Origin of the sequence: Acinetobacter sp. WU_MDCI_Abxe161, assembly GCF_025514355.1 — a bacterium.
Classification (GTDB): domain Bacteria; phylum Pseudomonadota; class Gammaproteobacteria; order Pseudomonadales; family Moraxellaceae; genus Acinetobacter; species Acinetobacter pittii_E.
Genome location: NZ_JAHPTU010000002.1, coordinates 60,967 through 79,820, shown reverse-complemented (window position 1 = coordinate 79,820; position 18,854 = coordinate 60,967). Strand labels below are relative to the sequence as shown.

Annotated in this window: 14 protein-coding genes; 6 read left to right on the top strand and 8 right to left on the bottom strand. The window is 40.4% G+C overall.

The window, feature by feature from the left end; all coding sequences use genetic code 11:
* Positions 1 to 12 precede the first annotated feature (12 nt).
* From KTI78_RS02250 to KTI78_RS02240, 3 genes are all read right to left on the bottom strand, one after another.
* The gene (locus KTI78_RS02250) at positions 13 to 1,899 is read right to left on the bottom strand and encodes a feruloyl-CoA synthase (RefSeq protein ID WP_224992435.1); all 1,887 of its coding nucleotides are present in this window, start codon (positions 1,897 to 1,899) and stop codon (positions 13 to 15) included.
* A gap of 82 nt (positions 1,900 to 1,981) precedes the next feature.
* Complete coding sequence (locus tag KTI78_RS02245; RefSeq protein WP_262445062.1) at positions 1,982 to 3,433, bottom strand: aldehyde dehydrogenase; 1,452 nt, start codon at positions 3,431 to 3,433, stop codon at positions 1,982 to 1,984.
* Positions 3,434 to 3,470: 37 nt separating this feature from the next.
* Complete coding sequence (locus KTI78_RS02240) at positions 3,471 to 4,310, bottom strand: p-hydroxycinnamoyl CoA hydratase/lyase (protein WP_262445061.1); 840 nt, start codon at positions 4,308 to 4,310, stop codon at positions 3,471 to 3,473.
* Positions 4,311 to 4,559: 249 nt separating this feature from the next.
* On the opposite strand from KTI78_RS02240, the gene mhpT reads away from it, so the two are divergent.
* From mhpT to KTI78_RS02225, 3 genes are all read left to right on the top strand, one after another.
* Positions 4,560 to 5,792, top strand: a complete 1,233-nt coding sequence (mhpT, locus tag KTI78_RS02235) for a 3-(3-hydroxy-phenyl)propionate transporter MhpT (RefSeq protein WP_262445060.1) — start codon at positions 4,560 to 4,562, stop codon at positions 5,790 to 5,792.
* Positions 5,793 to 5,861: 69 nt separating this feature from the next.
* Positions 5,862 to 6,317: a MarR family winged helix-turn-helix transcriptional regulator gene (locus tag KTI78_RS02230; protein WP_262445059.1), complete on the top strand. Its 456-nt coding sequence runs from the start codon at positions 5,862 to 5,864 to the stop codon at positions 6,315 to 6,317.
* Between the two features lie 123 nt (positions 6,318 to 6,440).
* Complete coding sequence (locus KTI78_RS02225) at positions 6,441 to 7,133, top strand: GntR family transcriptional regulator (RefSeq protein WP_079748314.1); 693 nt, start codon at positions 6,441 to 6,443, stop codon at positions 7,131 to 7,133.
* A gap of 43 nt (positions 7,134 to 7,176) precedes the next feature.
* Here KTI78_RS02225 and KTI78_RS02220 read toward each other — a convergent pair whose 3' ends face one another.
* The 5 genes from KTI78_RS02220 to KTI78_RS02200 form a co-directional block, all read right to left on the bottom strand.
* A complete protein-coding gene (locus tag KTI78_RS02220; RefSeq protein ID WP_262445058.1) occupies positions 7,177 to 8,121 on the bottom strand; it encodes a PDR/VanB family oxidoreductase in 945 nt (314 codons plus the stop codon).
* A 12-nt stretch (positions 8,122 to 8,133) separates the two neighbouring features.
* Positions 8,134 to 9,210, bottom strand: a complete 1,077-nt coding sequence (locus KTI78_RS02215) for an aromatic ring-hydroxylating oxygenase subunit alpha (protein ID WP_262445057.1) — start codon at positions 9,208 to 9,210, stop codon at positions 8,134 to 8,136.
* A gap of 232 nt (positions 9,211 to 9,442) precedes the next feature.
* Complete coding sequence (locus KTI78_RS02210; protein WP_262445056.1) at positions 9,443 to 10,630, bottom strand: OprD family porin; 1,188 nt, start codon at positions 10,628 to 10,630, stop codon at positions 9,443 to 9,445.
* 12 nt (positions 10,631 to 10,642) lie between these two features.
* Positions 10,643 to 11,596 (bottom strand): formylglycine-generating enzyme family protein, encoded by a 954-nt coding sequence (locus KTI78_RS02205; RefSeq protein WP_262445253.1) that lies wholly within the window; start codon positions 11,594 to 11,596, stop codon positions 10,643 to 10,645.
* Between the two features lie 25 nt (positions 11,597 to 11,621).
* A complete protein-coding gene (locus tag KTI78_RS02200) occupies positions 11,622 to 13,307 on the bottom strand; it encodes an arylsulfatase (RefSeq protein WP_262445055.1) in 1,686 nt (561 codons plus the stop codon).
* A 376-nt stretch (positions 13,308 to 13,683) separates the two neighbouring features.
* Here KTI78_RS02200 and KTI78_RS02195 point away from each other — a divergent pair, with 376 nt between their 5' ends.
* From KTI78_RS02195 to KTI78_RS02185, 3 genes are all read left to right on the top strand, one after another.
* Positions 13,684 to 15,030, top strand: coding sequence for an MFS transporter (locus KTI78_RS02195; protein WP_262445054.1), 1,347 nt, complete (start codon positions 13,684 to 13,686; stop codon positions 15,028 to 15,030).
* A gap of 31 nt (positions 15,031 to 15,061) precedes the next feature.
* Complete coding sequence (locus KTI78_RS02190) at positions 15,062 to 16,342, top strand: OprD family porin (RefSeq protein ID WP_262445053.1); 1,281 nt, start codon at positions 15,062 to 15,064, stop codon at positions 16,340 to 16,342.
* 252 nt (positions 16,343 to 16,594) lie between these two features.
* Positions 16,595 to 18,793: an OsmC domain/YcaO domain-containing protein gene (locus tag KTI78_RS02185; RefSeq protein ID WP_262445052.1), complete on the top strand. Its 2,199-nt coding sequence runs from the start codon at positions 16,595 to 16,597 to the stop codon at positions 18,791 to 18,793.
* Positions 18,794 to 18,854: the final 61 nt, after the last annotated feature.

Below are 18,854 nucleotides of genomic sequence, written 5' to 3'. Positions count from 1 at the left end.
TATTTCAATTGCTTATTGCTTTAAGGTGGGCACCCGAATAATCAGCGGGTTATCAGTCTGCTTTTGATAAAGTTCATCAATTAAAGCGGATCGACGTTTAGTAATATTGCTTTGATTGAGGTTGCCTTTATCGGTCACTTCACCTGCATCAAGTTGAGGTGGCTCGGTCATTAAATAAAGCATTGAGACTGTATTTGAGCTACCGGTCGCATCTTTATTAAAGGTTGTTAAAAATTGGCGGAACCATTGCTGGACTTTAGGATGCTGTAGTATCTCTGTTGCAGAATGTTCACCCAGCTTAAGGCCAGCTTGTTGAGCACAAGCATCTAGTTTTGGAAAAATCAGAAAACCAACAGCATTTAGGTTTGAACCTGTAATACAAACATCTTGAACCAGTAAATTACCTTGAATCAGTACTTTATTGCGTAGTGTGCCGACATTCACAAAAGTACCCGTGTTAAGTTTAAAGTCTTCGGCAATTCGTCCGTCATACATCAGACCTTTGGTCGGATCATTGATATCGACTAAACGAACGGCATCGCCTGTATGGAAAAAGCCTTCATCATCAAAAATAGTACTTTGCTGGTCCGCCTTTAAGCGCCAATAGCCTTTCATGACGTGTTTGCCACGAACACAGAACTCAAGTTTGTCACCACATGGAACTAGCTTAATTTCGCATCCCGGAGCTGGGTAACCAATAAAGCCAGCCATCACGCGTGGGCCAGTTGTAAAAGCACAAGAGGGAGCAGTTTCAGTCATGCCCAATCCGCTCATAATGCGAATTTTTTCTCCGCAATGTTGCTGAGCAATTTTATCGAGTCTGTTCCAGCCCGCTTCTGAAAGCGCGGCACCTGCAAAGAATAAAATTTTAACTTTGGCAAAAAAGCGGTCTCTTAATTCTTCATCTTTTTCTAAAGCTTCGGTGAGTTCTTCCCAACCTTTGGGCACATTTAAATAAACAGTTGGAGAAATTTCTTTGAGATTACGAATGGTTTCATCAAATTTTCCTGCAACGGGTTTGCCATCATCAATGTAAATTGTACCGCCGTTATAGAGCGCAATACCGACATTGTGACTGCCGCCAAACGTGTGGTGCCAAGACAGCCAGTCAAGTAGGACAGGCGGCGTTTCTTCAAACTCAGGGAAAGTCTGCAACAGCATTTGTTGATTAATACACAACATTAAGTGCGTGGTCGGTACAGCCTTAGGTAATTTGGTTGAACCTGACGTAAATAAGAATTTGGCAATCTGGTTTTCATCAAGGGTTTGATAAAACTCTTGGACATTTGAAACAGGCGTATCCAACAGTGATTGAAAAGACGTGCAGATCTGATTGCCCACAAGACCCTTGTTGGTCACCACTTCAATATCAGGCGTAATACATGCTTGAATGGCTTTAGCAAAAGCTTGACCGTCGCTGGCATAGACCATACCCGGTGTAAGCACTTCAAACACATGTTTGAGTTTGCCAAAGTCTTGAGAAATAAGAGAATAGGCGGGGGAAATAGCGGAGAATGGCACACCCGCCAGCATCGCACCCATAGAGAGTGTTAAATGTTCGAGATCATTACCACTTAAAATGACCAGCGGTCTTTCTTGGTTTAAATTACGTTCATGTAAAGCCTGAGCAATGTGCCATGCACGTTGTAAAACTTCTGCATAACTTAGTTTGACCCATTCACCTTGAGCATTGCGTTTTGCTGCAAAAATATGGTCTGGTTTGGTTTGCGCAAAATGAATTAACCGATCTGTCAGTTTTTGTGGATACGGTTTTAATTGCTCTTTTGGGCTGATATAGAGCGTGTCATCTTTATAGTGATAATGAATATCATGTTGCCCTAATTTTACGAACCGTTCGCGGTCTTGTGATTGAGTGGCATTCATTTGCATTTCTTTCACTCCATGGGAAGCGCATCACTGCGCTTTATTTTTTTGCATCATGCAATTTTTATTTAATATGTCTGTCTTCGCATTAGCCTGACTAAATCGGGTAATGACGTGATTGGATTTGGATGGTGATCCAGCGTAGTTCAGTAAATTCGGCAACAGAGACTTTACTACCAAATCGTCCGTAACCACTCGATTTTGTTCCACCAAATGGCATTTGAGCTTCGTCATGTACGGTCGCGCCGTTAATATGACAAATACCCGAATCAATCTGTTTAGCGACTTCTAATGCCTGCGAAATATTTTGACTAAACACTGCCGCAGAAAGGCCGAACTCACTGTCATTTGCCAGTGCTACACCTTCTTCAATACTTGAAAAGCGTTGAACTGTGCATACAGGGCCAAATGATTCTTCACGGTAAAGCAGCATGTCAGGTTTAATATTCAGCACCAACGTCGGTTGCATGGTGGTGTCTTCAATATGGATACCTAAAGGTAAGTCAGCACCTTTGTTTTGGGCATCTTCTAGCAAATGCTGAATACGGTTTGCGGCGCGGCGACTTTCTAAAACACCGAGTACATTGTCTTTTGAAGTTGGATTACCTGCTTGAATAGAGCGGGTTTTCTCAATCAGTTTTTCAATAAATTGGTCGGCAATATTGTCTTGAACCAAAACACGTTCGGTCGACATACAAATTTGCCCCTGATTAAAGAATGCTCCAAAAGCCACAGCATTTACGGCTTCATTAATATCAGCTTCATTTAAAACCACAACTGGCGCTTTACCACCCAATTCGAGTAAAACTGGTTTTAAATATTTTGCAGCAGTCTCTGCAATAATTTTTCCGACTTTGGTTGAACCGGTAAAATTAATACGTTTCACGGCTGGATGAGACACTAAACGTTCCACGATTTGTGGGGCATCTTCGGCTGCATGGGTAATCACATTCACCACACCTTCGCCAAGACCTGCTTCATGTAACACTTCACCAATTAAACGCTGTGTTGCTGGACAAGCTTCAGATGCTTTTAATACAACGGTGTTGCCACAAGCCAAAGGCATAGCAAGCGCACGTGTTGCCAAAATGACAGGGGCGTTCCAAGGCGCAATGCCAACAATGACACCGCAAGGAACCCGCACACCCATTGCGAGATTGCCCGGCACATCTGACGGAATCAGACTTCCGTCAATTTGTGTAGTCATGGCTGCTGCTTCACGTAACATGTTGGCAGCAAGATGAACATTAAACCCATACCATGTCGCAGTTGAACCTGTTTCTTGCATTCCAATTTGAATGAATTGCTCAGTTTTTTGGTCCATTAAATCGGCTGCTTTTAACAAACGTAAGCGACGTTCGGTAGGCGAGAGTTTCGACCATATTTTAAAAGCTCGTTGTGCCGAATCGATTGCACGATCAACATCTTCCAACGTTGCAGCAGCGGCTTGAGTTGCCGCTGAGCCATCAATTGGGCTAATACGCTCAAAAGTTGCCTGATTTGATGCATCAACAGATTGACCGTGAATAAGTAACTGTACATTTTGCATGGGTTGTGTCCTTACATTGCCATTAAAAAATCAAAAGTTAACCAGTACGTTTATAGCTCTGTAAACCTGGCTTAATTGATTTTTCATCTAAGAATTGTTTCAAACCTTCTTGGCGACCATTTTCCGTATCGCGGTGGATACATTGGTCAAGCTTGGCATATAAATAGTCTTCGTTTTGGTCCCATGTCAGTTCACGGCAACGCTTAAAGCCATTTTTAGCAGTACGAAGAACCACAGGGTTTTTCTCAAGTAGGCAATTTGCAAGTTCAGTCACTTCTGCTTTTAACTGGGCAAGTGGTACGCTTTTATTTACAAGGCCCATCGTTTCTGCTTCTTTACCACCAAAGGTTTTACCCGTCATGATGTAATACAAAGATGCACGGTGACCTACAGTGTCTGCCATTGCTTTGCTTACGAGGTTGCCCGGTGGGATACCCCAGTTAATTTCAGATAAACCAAAAGTTGCTTCATCTGCTGCAATTGCTAGGTCACACGCCACTAAAGGTGAGAAACCGCCTCCAAAGCACCAGCCATTGACCATGGCAATCGTTGGTTTTGAATACATGCGAAGAAGTTGCCACTGCCAGCGACATGAATCACGGCGAATACGTTCTTGGAAAATCTCTGGTTGAGTGTCGACTTCACGGAAATATTCCTTCAAATCCATACCCGCTGTCCAAGAATCGCCAGCACCCGTCAACACTAAAACACGCGCCTCTTGATCAAGCTCAAGTGTTTCGAGTACATCAATCATTTCACGATTGAGTGTCGGGCTCATGGCATTTTTCTTTTCTGGGCGGTTTAGGGTAACCCATGCAATTCCTTCTTCAACTTTAACATCTACTGTTTCCCAGCGGTTTTCATAACTCATCTTCATACTCCTTGAATGATATTTTTGCTGTTCTGGGATTTAATCTAATATCAGTTAAACTTACATTCAAGTCTTTTTTGTAGAATTTCATAAATATTTTATAATTCATTGTATTTTAAATATTAAATAAATATAAAAATAATTTAATATGAAAAAGTATTGATTTTTTGGTAAGTTTAACTGATATTTTTGATGTGTTTAAACAATAATACACAAAGGGCTAAATGGAACGACTAGTCAATAAGGGATAACACAATGGAAAAAATATCGGGACAGCCTTCAAGGGCAAAAATCACGTTGCTACTGTGCTTTGCAATAGCAATTTTTGAAGGGTTTGATCTTCAGTCAATGGGGGTAGCCGCTCCACGAATGCGGGCTGAGTTTATGTTAGACAATGCCCAAATGGCATGGGCATTTAGTGCTGCAATTTTGGGAACACTGCCAGGTGCAATATTAGGCGGCAGATTTGCTGATATTGTCGGGCGTAAGAAAATTCTGATTTTTAGTATTTTACTTTTTGGAATTATGTCTTTACTGACCGCCTATGCGGCCAATTTCAGCCTGTTACTGCTCATCCGTTTTTGTACCGGTTTAGGAATGGGCGGGGCACTTCCGATGATGATTACACTGGCATCTGAAGCCGTACCCGATAAATATAAAGGGACAGCAGTAAGTATTATGTACAGCGGGATTCCTTTTGGTGGATTACTCACTTCTGTGGTTGCTATGTCGTTGGCAGGTGATGCAGAGTGGCGCCATATTTTCTATATTGGGGGGATCGCGCCTATTTTACTTATTCCACTGATTATGCGCTTTTTACCTGAGTCAAATGATTATCTGCAACGTAAAGGTCAAGCACAAAAAACGACACCATTCTTGGAAGTTTTATTTGCTAAAGAACGCCGTATGTCGACCATTCAGCTTTGGGTAAGCTTTTTCTGTACGTTGGTGGTACTGTATTTCTTATTGAATTGGTTGCCGTTACTGATGGGCGCGCAAGGCCTATCGAAACTACAGGCAAACTATGTACAGATGGGGTACAACGTTGGCGGAATTTTAGGTTCAATTCTCATGGGCGTATTGCTTGATAAATTACGCATGAGTTTTGTGATTAAGCTGATTTATCTCGGTATTTTATTTTCGCTGTGCTGTTTGGCTGTTTCTCCGACAGTGGCTTTACTCGCACTTTCAGCAGTAGGTTGTGGTCTGTTTATTGTGGGTGGACAATCGGCGTTGTATGGTCTGGCTGCCATGTATTATCCGACCGAAATGCGTGGAACAGGAGTAGGTTCAGCGGTTGCAATTGGACGTATAGGTTCTTTTGCAGGTCCTTTAATGGCTGGTTTTTTACTCTCGCTTGGACAAAGCTCGACCATTGTAATTGGTTCAAGTATTCCAGTGATTTTAATTGCAGCGATCTCTGCATTACTTCTTGTCAAAAAACCTAAACAGCCTGTACATTTAGTACAAAGCTCAGGTGCTCGCTAAGTTTTAACGAAAGTATGAGGTAGATCCTCATACTTTCACTACAGATTTTCTTATGATGAATGAAAGGTTATGGTACGTTCGAATTTAGTTCCAAAAAAAGTAGAAGATGAGCCTAAGTTAAGCTATATGATTGCTCGTGTTGATCGAATTATTAGTAAACATTTATCAGAACATTTAAAGGAGCTTGAAATTACCTTACCGCAATTTACTGCACTTTCTGTTTTAGCTTCCAAAAGTAATTTATCTAATGCCAAACTTGCTGAGCGTTCTTTTATAAAGCCGCAATCTGCTAATAAAATTCTGCAAGATTTACTGGTGAATGGTTGGATTGAGAAAAAACCTGACCCAACCCACGGTCGCCGTATTTTAATTACACTGACCGAAAGCGGTATTGATAAGCTGAATAAATGCAATGAAGTGGTTTTAAAAGTCGAAGAAAAAATGCTTGAAGGCATTGATATTAACTTGGCTTATTTAATTCGTAACAACCTTGATATTATGGTCAATAATCTTAAAAACCTTTGATAAAAGGTGGTTGGTAATTTAATTTTTTAAAATATACAGAAATGCTTAAGCACTGATTCACACAGAAAATTTATTTCATTTTACAAATGAACTTGCTAGCATCGAAGTGACGTTTTTGGTGATGTGTGGCAGCGAATGTCTTCAGGACAACAAGTTTTACTTAAACTAAGAAAAATGATTATTTCAGGGGAACTTGAAGGCGGTGCCAGAATTGCTGAAATTCCGACTGCCGAGTTACTTGGGGTTTCAAGGCAGCCTGTTCGTATTGCCTTTCGTTTGCTCGAGCAAGAAGGGCTCCTCATCAAAAACCCAACTCGTGGTTATACGGTTCGTGAAATTTCAGAACAACTTGTTCATGATGCGCTCGAAGTGCGCGGCGTGCTGGAAGGATTAGCTGCGAAAACTTTGGCAGAACAAGGCTTAAGCGAAGAGCAGAAAAAGACGCTGCAACATTGCATTCAGGAAACTGAAAAACTTTTTAATGAAAAAGACGAGTTTGGCGATGCTGAACTAGAACGTTATCACCATTTTAACGTCATTTTTCATGACACCATTATTGAAGGCGCGCAAAACGTCGCACTTATACAAGCCTTAGCGAAAAACAACCAATTGCCTATGGCTTCTGCCCAAGCCATTACCTATGACCAGAATCAAGCTTTGTCGGAATATCGCCGTTTGCACTATGCACATTTACAGCATTGTTCGATTTTTGATGCTTTGGTACATCGTCAGGCAGGACGCGCTGAAACTTTAATGCGCGAACATAGCAGTGTGGTGATTTTGGGTGAAACGCTAAAAAATGTTCTCAATGTTTAAAGTGAAATAAGTTCCTTTATTTTCGAATAAAGGAACTTTCGAGTTAAAGCTCAATCACAAGGTTTTTAGTTTTTGCACGAGAACAGCAGGGCGTAAACTGGTTATTTAGTGCATGTTCTTCATCGGTCATAAATAGATCTCGATGATCTGGCGTGCCTTCTACCACACGGGTAATACATGTACCACAAATGCCTTGTTCACACGAAACAGGAATATCAAAACCATTTGCAATTAATGCTTCAGTAGCAGTCTGCTCTGGTAATACTTCAATTCGATGGCCTGTACCTTTAACTTCGATGGTAAAAGCTTCATCGTTGGACGTATCTACTTTTTGAGCGACGAAATGCTCTTGATGTAACTGTTCGCTATGCCAACCCGCTTGTTCAGCCGAGTTCATAACAAACTGCATAAACCCTGTAGGGCCACACACATATAAGTGTTTATCTGGTGAAGCTTGGCCCAAAACCTCTGCCATATTACATTCCGTGTCTAGTTGGTCTTGAATGTGAAAATGGACTTGCTCACCAAAATGCTCGGTTAAGTTGCCATAAAAGGCAATCATTTCATGACTACGAACAAAGTAATGTAATTCAAAAGGAATATTTGCGACTTTAAGTCGATATGCCATTGATAAAATAGGGGTAATACCAATACCACCCGCAAATAAAACTGCCTGTTTGGTTTGAGGGTGAATTTCAAATAAATTACGCGGTTCACCAATTTTTAAGTGGTCGCCTTCGCGGTATTCAGTGTGGATGCAGCGTGAGCCACCGCGCGAATTGGCATCATGTAAAACGCCAATCACATAACGGTGCTTTTCAGTGCAGCAGTTTGAAAGTGAATATTGGCGGGTTAGGCCGTTTTTCAGATGCACATCAATATGCGCACCTGCTTCAAAACTCGGTAGCTCTGTGCCATTTGCTGCAACCAATTCAAATGCACGAATAGTTGGGGTGAGCTGGTGAATTTTTTGAATAATAACGTCCATGTTTATGCTCCTTTAAATAATCCGAATGTTTGGAAACTTCTGTGTGGACGTTTCAGGAGGTGTTGTATTTTCTTCGGCAAGTAGTCGCTCAATCACTTTACGAGACTGTACACCGCCTGCGTCGATATTGAGCATTAGTAACTTGCGGTGTGGATTGTTTAAAATATTTTGTTGTTGTTGCTCAAGCATTTCTAAATCTTCAGTAAAGATTTTGCCTTGACCCTCACGAATTTGATCGGTGAGTTCAGCATTATCTGGCTGGAAGTTGCGTGCCATTCCCCAGAAATACCAATGTGAGGTTTCAGTTTCCGGTGTAATAAAATCGACCACGATTGAAGAAACTTTTTTGTCTTTCGGTGCGTGATAACCACCATGTCCAGCATGTGCGACACCTACTTCAATATGAACATTACTTGGCGCAAAGAAGTGGCAACGTTGCCAACGGTCAACTGGTACATTATCTGCTAAGTGGTTACCACGAAGGGCCATTTGCCAAAATGGAGGTGCGATCACATTTTCCATATAGCGTTCGGTAATGACATGGTCGCCGTCAACTTTAGTCACAGGCAATGATTCATCAATCTCTTTTTGCCCAATACTGCTTGAGTGAACATAGGTTTCGTGGGTTAAATCCATGAGGTTGTCGACCATCAAACGATAGTCACACTGGATGTGAAACAGGCCTCCGCCATAGCTCCATTCAGGATGATCTGCCCATTCTAAAGTTGGAAGTTTTGCTTCATCTGCTAAAGCTTTCTCGCCCGGCCATACCCAAATAAAGCCGAACTTTTCAATAACTGCATATGCTTTGTTGCAAGGGAAACCGTTTACACGTTGGGCTGGCATGGAAACTGTTTTTCCATCACAACCCATCACTAAGCCATGATAACCACACACGAGATTGCCATCTTCGACATAACCAAGTGAGAGTGGGGCGCCACGATGCGGACAAAAATCTTCAACGGCTGCAACTTGGTTTTCTTTACCACGATAAAAAACAATTTTTTCACCACAGATCGTACGACCTAATGGTTTGTCTTGGATTTCTTCTAGGCGGCAGGCTACATACCATGCATTTTTAATAAACATTGTGACGACTCCTTATCACTTATTGGATCCAATTTATAATAAATAAAAATAATGGTCAATTGATAAGCAGTATATTTTTTAAAAAATATTGTTCTTTGAAATTGATGAAATTGTATTTTATGTTTACCAATAAAGGCTTTTATATTTCTTTGAGTTTTTAGGAGGAAATTTTTATTAATTTTAATTTGGATCCATAATGGCTATGGTTGAGGCCATTATGGAGAGTGATAATTTAGAAATTAACGGTGTAGTGAAGCATCATGCGCTGTTCATCCAGACTTTTGCCGTGTTTGGTGTCGTAATTTATATTTAAGAAAAGAAACTTAAGATTTTTAACCCAAGCATTTAGGTCGTATTGAATCAACACGTCACTTTCTTGCTCAAAATCATTTTGGTTTATGGTCTGAAATGAATCGCCATAAATGTATTTATAGGTGATTTTTAAACCCTTGATATAGTCTTTAAAGTCATACGAGGCAACGAAATGATAAGATTTTTCATCTGCTTTGGTAAACGCGCCTAAGGTCCAGTTCATCATATGGGGGATGGGCATATTGTCGAGTTTTGGAATTCCATCTTTGCCAAAGTTTTCTTGGTAGCCAATTCCAGTTGTAAAGTTGCCATGTTTGATAAAATGCATAGCGCCTAAGGATGTATTGTCATATTCTCCAAGTTTTGATTTACCGACGTCGTCGTGGCGAAACGCACGTAATTTTGTGGTGTGCTGTTTTGTCCATTGATAATCAAAAGCAAAGTAACTTTGATTGATGAGATCTGTTACGTAACCATTATAAAATTTCCAGTGGTACCGAGGTGTATTGCCGTCCCATTGAAAGAAATAGAGTCCGTCAGATTCATGTTTTGAAATGGCGAGTTTGTGGTAGTCCTCCTCATTTTTTGGTGAATAACGGTTAATCAAACCCAGCTCGAAATTTTGTTGCGGTGTCTTATATTTTAATTCCAAGCCTTTATAGTTAACTCGTAATTGATGTGTATCCACTTGTGGCGTAAGTGGTGAATCGGGAGTGATTTCACCTACATTCATGCGAAAGTTTTGATATTCAACTCCAGCACCTAAGCCATATTTAACTTGGTCTTGTGCTTGTTTCTGGGTGTTAGGGTCAAAGGGTATGACCATATCATTGGTGTGTTGGTCGCTACTTAGGCGATAAGCATATTGAATGCTTGGATTGAGGTGGAGCTGTACATCATTAAGCTTGGTTGACCAGTCACCACGATAAATCAGACCTTGGCTCAAGCTATGAGTATCGGGACTAGTACCATTTTCATATTGTCTGTCGAAGTTGAATGTTTTTAGTGTGAGTGTATTTTGAAAGTTAACATCTACTGCACTGTGAGCTAAACAGCAGGCAAGGGCTGTCCCTGAGAAGAAAATCCCATAAATAAAAATATGCTTCATTTTTAAATCCGTTTAAAAGCGTTTTACTGTTCTAAATCCGACATGGCTAGTTGCAAGGTCGAGTTCCTGTGGATGCCTCGCGGCAGCACGATAACGCGCGCAATAGTTGGTTGCACATAAATAAGATCCACCTTTAATCGTGTATTGCAAAATCTGTTCGTGACTTTGCCTATATTTCGATGGATCCCCCATATGGTGATCTCGTGGACCTGTATAGGGTGTTTGCGTCCATTCCCATACATTGCCAATCAAGTCATATAAACCAAATGGGTTTTTACTAAAACAGCCAACAGGGGCAACATCCTTAAAACCATCTTCCTGAACATTTTTGTATGGAAATTCACCTTGCCAGAAGTTGGCTACAATATGGCCTTCATGAGTAGGGCCAATATCGGAGTTTTGCTGAAAACCTTTGGCTGCATATTCCCATTCAAGTTCAGTCGGTAAGTCATGACCCAGCCAGTTTGCATAAGCATAGGCATCATTCCATGTCACCATGCGAACAGGCTCGTGAGGTGCTGGTTGTTTAGGGGTGTTTGGGCCCCATGGGTGTTTCCAATTGGCCCCTTTTTCAAATTTCCACCACTGTAATTCTTCAACTGGATGATCTGGCTGTACAAACATAGCTGCGCCGCCTTGCTTCTCTGCATCGGTGACATAACCCGTTTGTTTAACAAACTCTTGAAATTGAGCGTTGGTGACTTCAGTTGCATCAATTAAAAAAGCGGGAACTGAAGTTGCCTGTAAGTTTAATGGGCGTTCATCTTCATAACCTTGTGTGGTGCCTAAAACAATTTTTCCTTGCGGAAGCTTGACCATGCCTGCTTCTTTATTTTTAGGCCAACCCGAAGGAAGGCCCGAATAAGAATTACATTTAGCTTTGCTACCTAAGTTGGGCAAGGTGGTCTGTTCTAGTTGAGGTGTGATTTTTTGGCATGCACAAAGTAAGAGAAACGATGAAAGCATCATGATCTGTTTCATCTGGTTTTCCCTACTTTTTATTGTATTGCTCAAAATCCACGACACCATTTTCGTCTGCATATCTTAAATATTTGTCATTTAAGACTTTGACGATCTCAGGATGTTCTGCATAAACATTATGTTGCTCATTAAAATCTGTTTTTAAATTGTAGAGCTCCCAGCCATGGCTCTTAAATTTAGAAGGTGAGTTTTCAATAAGTTTCCATTGGTCAGTTTTGGCGTAGCGGCTGCCATGCAATTCTTTAAAGTCATAATAATTAACAGGTCGAATACGGGCAGTATTATCTTTAAACGCAGGAATTAGGCTAAAGCCCGACGGTTTAATTTTGGTGCTTGAAGTTGGATAAACCTGATTATTTTGAATACCCGCTAGTTCCATTACAGTTGGGAATATATCTCTGACTGTCGCAAAGTTATTGTTAATTCCACGTTGTTTGGAAATCTGCACAGGCGATTTAACAATAAATGGAACTCGTACTCCGCCTTCTGAAGCAGCTGACTTCCAGTGGGTAAATGGTGTGCTGCTCACTTCGGCCCAGCGTGGACCCATATAAACATATGAACTGGCGTTGCCTATATTTTCATAGCGATTGTCGGCATCACCCATTGGGAAATTGTGATCACCACCTTCAGCGCCGTTATCTGACATAAACACAATTAATGTGTTGTCATATAAATGATGCTTTTTAAGATATTGAATGACATCACCCACGCGGTCATCTAACTGGGTAACCATGCCCGCATAAACTTCCATTTTACGCGCTTCGTACTTGCGTTCTTGTGGGGTGAGTTCATTCCAGCTTTTGGTACCTAAAGCTTGGTTGCCACGCTCGACTGGGTATTCTGCGTTTGCGGGAATCAATCCTAATTGCTTTTGTCTAAGAAAGCGTTGTTTACGAATTGCATCGTAGCCTTGATCGTATTTACCTTTATATAAGTCTCTATAATGAGCAGGTGCTTGTAGCGGCCAGTGTGGAGCGGTATAGGCTAGGTAGGCAAAAAATGGTTTTTGCGCTTTATTTTTGTCTAAGTACTCAAACGCTTTTTGTGTAAAAAAGTCGGTCGAGTAGTAGTTGTCAGGCAAAGTGGTCTTTTGACCATTTTCAGTGTATTGGGTGTTACGTGGATAGTTTTTAGGTTGGTCTTTAAAGTGTAAATCGAAGCCGTCGAGTAGAGCAAAAGATTGATCAAAACCACGGGCTTTAGGGTTTTGGTCGGGAGCATAGCCTAAGTGCCATTTACCGACCATGAAAGTATAATAATCTTTAGTCTTTAAAATTTCTGCGAGTGTGTAAGCATTTTGCGTTAAGTGACCTGAATATCCATCAATTTTGAGTAGTACACGCGGGCTATCGGCTCCAACCAATTGTTCTTGTCGTTTTGAAGTTTCATACATCGCACCTAAACCTACCAAGTGGTTATCTGCACCTGTCATAAGTTGCGCACGAGTGGGTGAGCACATTGATGAAGCATGAAAATTAAAAAGCATTTTTCCTTGCTTTAATAGGCTATCAATATGAGGGGTTTTAATTTCGCCGCCATAAGCGCTAATGTCTGAAAAACCCAGATCATCGGCCAAAATAATCATGATGTTAGGTGGTTGTTGATTTTTTGGAGGTGCTGCTTGCGTTGTGTAAAACAATTGGCTGGCAAAAAAAAGTCCTAATGTAAGCTGACTTACTCTTTTGAGTTTCATAACAACAATCCTTTGATGTTTTAAAAATGCATCTTGCATTTCCTAGAAATAAACTAAGCTTTTTTTGCCTAAAAAATGCTCTGGAATCGATCATAATGGATTTTTTAATATGGATCCATAAAAATATTTAAGCATTCTAATTTTATGTTTTTAATAATTTTATACTTATATAATTTATGTGTTTATATACTTTTTAATAATCCATTTATAATTTTAGTTGATTTTTTGGATCCAAATATTCAGTATAGAAAAAGAGCAGGATGCTCAAAAAATAAATATTCCTCTAGGTCATTATGGATACGGATATGCATAACCACCCAATCGCTCTTATCGGCAATGTCGTGTGTATCTCTTATCCACATTGGGAGATACACAAATGGAAAGAGACGTTCTAAGTGAGATCAATCAAAACAACATGAGCCGCTATCAATGGTTCGTCATTTTGATCTGTATTTGTCTTAATATTATTGATGGTTTTGACGTGATGGTGATGGCTTTTACCGCGCCATCGGTGTCAGCAGAATGGTCACTTTCAGGGGCGCAAATTGGCTTGTTGCTCAGTTCGGGCCTTTTTGGAATGGCTGCCGGTTCCATTTTTCTCGCACCTTTAGCCGATAAAATCGGTCGTCGTTTACTCATCTTGGTTTGTCTTGTCATTGCAGGTCTTAGCATGTTGGGCTGTGCTTTAGTACAAAGCCACGGCATGTTAGCTGCACTTCGGTTTATTACCGGAATTGGGGTAGGTGGGATTCTTGCAAGTAGTAATGTGTTGGCAAGTGAATATGCCAATGCTCGTTGGCGTAGTCTCGCAGTGAGTTTAATGTCTACAGGTTATGGAATTGGTGCAACACTCGGTGGAGTGCTATCACTGGCTTTGATTGAACATTTGGGTTGGCGCTCAATCTTTTTAGCAGGTGGGGTTACTACCATTGCAATGCTACTCATTAGCGCATGGTTATTACCAGAATCTTTAGATTATTTACTCGCGAAACGACCAAAACAGGCACTCGAACGGATTAACACAACGGTAAGTCGTATGGGACTTAACCAACTGCCAGTTATGCCACGTTATGAAAAAATCAACACACAAAATGGTAGTGAGCTCAGCAAGTTATTTGCAGGACAACAGGGATTTCAAACACTTTGTCTTTGGTTTGCATTCTTTTTAGTGATGTTTGGCTTTTACTTTGTCATGAGCTGGACACCAAAAATTCTTATTTCAATGGGAATGTCACCACAACAAGGGGTAAGTACCGGCATTTTAATTAGTATTGGTGGGATTTTCGGTGCAGCCATCATTGGTTTATTGGCATCACGTATGAAAATTTTCTATGCCTTAAGTCTATTTTTAGGGCTAACGTCTGCATGTGTTTTCTTATTTGTCGCAGTCTCGGCTCAAGTGAGTATTGCTCTCATAGTCGGCTTATTACTCGGCACACTCATTAATGGCTGTGTGGCAGGTTTATATTCGATTTCTCCAACAATTTATGATGCCGAAATCCGTAGTCGTGGCGTGGGCTATGCGATTGGTTTTGGTCGTATTGGGGCAATTTTATCACCAACAGTTGCAGGTGTTTTTCTAGATAAAGGTATTGCTCCCGCAACGCTTTATGCCTATTACGGTGTGGTCTTTATTTTAGCTATTTTCTTAATTCTGAGTTTGGGCAGTGCTTTTTACCGAAATAAGAAAGAACTAAGCTATTCACTTAAAACAGCACCTTAAGTTATTAAAAAATAAATAGTTGAGATAAAAAATGAAAAAGACACCATTATGGGTGGGGGTATGCTTGTGCCCGTTATTTAGTCAAGTTGTGCATGCTGAATTTATTGAAGACAGTAAAGCTGAGCTGACACTGCGTAATTTTTACTTTGACCGAGACTATAAAAAAGACCCATATCCCTATACCGCAGGCAGAGATTGGGCGCAGGGTCTCATTTTTAAAGGACAGTCTGGTTATACCGAAGGGACAGTTGGGTTCGGTGTTGATGTACTGGCAATGGCAGGTTTTAACCTGATGGGAAGCCGTGCTGATGACTATGCACGGAGTGGCTTATTACCAGTGAATACCGATAACTCGCGTGATGATTATTATGGAAAAATAGGTATTACAGGGAAAGCTAAATTTAGAAAAAATGAGCTTTTTGTGGGGGATTTAGTTCCACAATTACCGACTATATTTTCATCGCCAGCACGTTTGTTTCCACAGACTTATCGCGGTATCCGTTTTGTTTCAAATGAAATACCAAATCTTCAACTTGAAGGCTTTTATGTTGATGAAGTACGTCAACGTGATTCGATTCGTTATACCGATGTTGGAACAGACAATATCAATCATCGTTTCGATAAAGCAGCAACTACGGACTCATTTTATACCTTGGGAGGAAGTTATCAGTTAAAGGACTACCGTTTACGGGCTTATCATGCTGAACTCAAAGATATTTACCAGCAACAATTTTTGGGTTTTAACGGAAAGCAGCCTTTAAATGATCAGCTTAACTTTTTAAGTGATGTACGTTTTTTTAATAGTGAGGAAACTGGGAGCAAGAAAATAGGAGAGGTCGATAACCGACATGTGAGCGGCCTATTTGGTTTGAACTATCAAAACCATACGGTTTCTTTGGGCTATATGCAGTCGTTTGGCTCGACTGGTCTGCCGTTTTTGTCTGGAACAGAAAGTCCGGTCGTGCTTGATTTTATGAGTTCGGACTATTCGAATAAAGATGAAAAAGTCTACTCGATTCGTTACGAATATGACTTTAAAAATGCGCGGATAGGTGATGTTTCATTAAACGGATTACGCTTTATGACCCGCTATGCAAAAGGCGAAGATATTGATTTGTTGCAATACGGCGATCAGCGTTTTAAAGAAGAGTCGATGGAATTTGATTTGGGCTATAAAATTCCTGAAGGTAAGTTAAAAGGTTTGGGAATGCGTGCTCGCTTTTCTCATTATCGCAACGATATGCCGACTAATATGACCTTTCATTCGACAAATGAAACGCGGTTAAATGTCGATTACACCTTTAAATTTTAATGATTAATATTTAACTAAATTTAAGACAAGTTAAAACATTGTGACGATCAATGTTTTAACTTTAGTTATCAACTGCACAAAATCACTCTATAATACCGCCAATCTTATTAAAGCCAATTGAGTCGTTCATTAAACACATGGCTTTAATCTCTCATTTTTTTAAGTCAATTTCTTCGCTGTGATTCGGCTTATTTTTCAATATTTAGAATTTTATGTGTCTGTGCTGACACATAAAAATATTTAGGTGCCAGCATGGAAATCAAGGTTAATTATCTCGACAATCTTCGACAGGAAGCTAAGTTCGATGACTTTACGGTAATTGCCGATCAACCAATTCGCTACAAGGGTGACGGTTCGGCACCGGGCCCATTTGACTATTTTTTAGCATCGTCAGCATTGTGTGCAGCGTACTTTGTAAAAGTGTATTGTGCCGCTCGAGATATCCCAACCGATAATATTCGTTTATCGCAAAATAATATTGTTGACCCTGAAAACCGCTATAAGCAAACATTTAAAATTCAAATTGAATTACCAGCCGATATTTCAGAGAAAGATCGCCAAGGGATTTTACGTTCGATAGACCGTTGTACTGTTAAAAAAGTGATTCAAACGGGTCCTGAATTTATTATTGAAGAAGTGGAAAGCATCGATGCAGATGCACAAGCATTGTTATTGCCAAGCTTAACTTCTGAAAACCATACCTATATTCAAGGTAAAGACCTACCGCTAGAAGAAACCATTGCTAATATGTCTGCCATTTTGGCAAATTTGGGCATGAAGATCGAAATCGCATCTTGGCGTAATATCGTGCCAAATGTATGGTCATTACACATTCGTGATGCACAGTCACCAATGTGTTTTACCAATGGTAAAGGCGCAACTAAAGAAAGTGCTTTAGCTTCTGCATTAGGCGAGTTTATTGAGCGTTTAAACTGTAACTTCTTCTATAACGATCAGTTCTGGGGTGAAGAAATTGCCAATGCTGAATTTGTGCATTATCCAGATGAAAAATGGTTTAAACCGGGTCCAAATGGTGAATTACCTAAAGAAATCTTAGATGAATATTGTCTTGAGATTTACAACCCAGATGAAGAGTTATTGGGTACACATTTATATGACACCAACTCAGGCAACGTAGAGCGCGGCATTTGCTCGCTACCTTTTGTGCGCCAGTCTGACGGTGAAGTTGTCTATTTCCCATCAAATTTAATTGAAAACTTATACTTAAGTAATGGTATGAGTGCGGGCAACACTTTGGCAGAAGCCCAAGTTCAATGCTTGTCAGAAATTTTTGAACGTGCTGTTAAACGTGAAATTTTAGAAGGTGAAATTGCTCTTCCAGATGTTCCTGAAGACGTATTAGCAAAATACCCAAGTATTGTTGCCGGTATTAAAGGTTTAGAAGAGCAAGGTTTCCCTGTATTAGTTAAAGATGCATCGTTAGGTGGTCAGTTCCCGGTAATGTGTGTGACTTTAATGAACCCACGTACGGGTGGGGTGTTTGCATCTTTTGGTGCGCATCCAAGTTTTGAAGTTGCATTAGAACGTAGTCTGACTGAATTACTTCAAGGTCGTAGTTTTGAAGGCTTAAATGATTTACCTCAACCGACTTTCCAAAGTAATGCAGTCACTGAACCAAACAACTTTGTTGAACACTTTATTGACTCAAGCGGTTTGGTATCTTGGCGTTTCTTTAGCTCTAAATCTGACTATGACTTTGTTGAATGGGATTTTTCTGGCGAAGGCGAAGAGTCGAATGCAGAAGAAGCTGCAACATTGTTCGGCATTCTCGAAGAGATGGGCAAAGAAGTATATATGGCAGTGTACGAGCACTTAGGTGCGACCGCTTGCCGTATTTTAGTACCAGATTACTCAGAAATTTATCTCGTTGAAGATTTGATTTGGGACAATACCAATAAAGCACTTTCATTCCGTGAAGATATTCTAAATCTGCATCGTTTGGATGATGAACAGCTTGAGGCATTGGTTGAGCGCTTAGAAGAATGTGAGCTAGATGATTACACTGAAATCACTACCCTCATTGGCATCGAATTTGATGACAATACAGTTTGGGGACAGCTCACCATTTTAGAACTGAAATTGCTGATTTATGTTGCCTTACAACAATTTGAAGAAGCAAAAGAGCTTGTCGAAACTTACTTGCAATACAACACTAACACTGTTGAGCGTGGCTTGTTCTATCAGTGCATGAACGTAGTGCTTGAAGTGATGTTGGATGAAGAGCTAGAGCTTGAAGATTACCTTACGAATTTCCGTCGTATGTTTGGTGATACCCGAATGGACGCGGTATTAGGTTCTGTCGATGGTAGTGTTCGTTTCTATGGTTTAACACCAACCAGCATGAAACTAGAAGGACTTGACCGCCATTTACGTCTGATCGAGAGCTATAAAAAATTACATGCAGCTCGTGCTAAAGCCGTGGCGATGTAATTTAAAAAGCGAAAGAAAAAGCCTATTTTTAAATAGGCTTTTTTTATAAAACAAATTGCTA

Bases quoted from the DNA above. Each gene is read 5' to 3' on its own strand.
- KTI78_RS02245 (WP_262445062.1), bottom strand. From the start codon at position 3,433: ATGCAAAATGTACAGTTACTTATTCACGGTCAATCTGTTGATGCATCA.
- KTI78_RS02240 (WP_262445061.1), bottom strand. From the start codon at position 4,310: ATGAAGATGAGTTATGAAAACCGCTGGGAAACAGTAGATGTTAAAGTT.
- mhpT (WP_262445060.1), top strand. From the start codon at position 4,560: ATGGAAAAAATATCGGGACAGCCTTCAAGGGCAAAAATCACGTTGCTA.
- KTI78_RS02230 (WP_262445059.1), top strand. From the start codon at position 5,862: ATGGTACGTTCGAATTTAGTTCCAAAAAAAGTAGAAGATGAGCCTAAG.
- KTI78_RS02220 (WP_262445058.1), bottom strand. From the start codon at position 8,121: ATGGACGTTATTATTCAAAAAATTCACCAGCTCACCCCAACTATTCGT.
- KTI78_RS02215 (WP_262445057.1), bottom strand. From the start codon at position 9,210: ATGTTTATTAAAAATGCATGGTATGTAGCCTGCCGCCTAGAAGAAATC.
- KTI78_RS02210 (WP_262445056.1), bottom strand. From the start codon at position 10,630: ATGAAGCATATTTTTATTTATGGGATTTTCTTCTCAGGGACAGCCCTT.
- KTI78_RS02205 (WP_262445253.1), bottom strand. From the start codon at position 11,596: ATGCTTTCATCGTTTCTCTTACTTTGTGCATGCCAAAAAATCACACCT.
- KTI78_RS02200 (WP_262445055.1), bottom strand. From the start codon at position 13,307: ATGAAACTCAAAAGAGTAAGTCAGCTTACATTAGGACTTTTTTTTGCC.
- KTI78_RS02195 (WP_262445054.1), top strand. From the start codon at position 13,684: ATGGAAAGAGACGTTCTAAGTGAGATCAATCAAAACAACATGAGCCGC.
- KTI78_RS02190 (WP_262445053.1), top strand. From the start codon at position 15,062: ATGAAAAAGACACCATTATGGGTGGGGGTATGCTTGTGCCCGTTATTT.
- KTI78_RS02185 (WP_262445052.1), top strand. From the start codon at position 16,595: ATGGAAATCAAGGTTAATTATCTCGACAATCTTCGACAGGAAGCTAAG.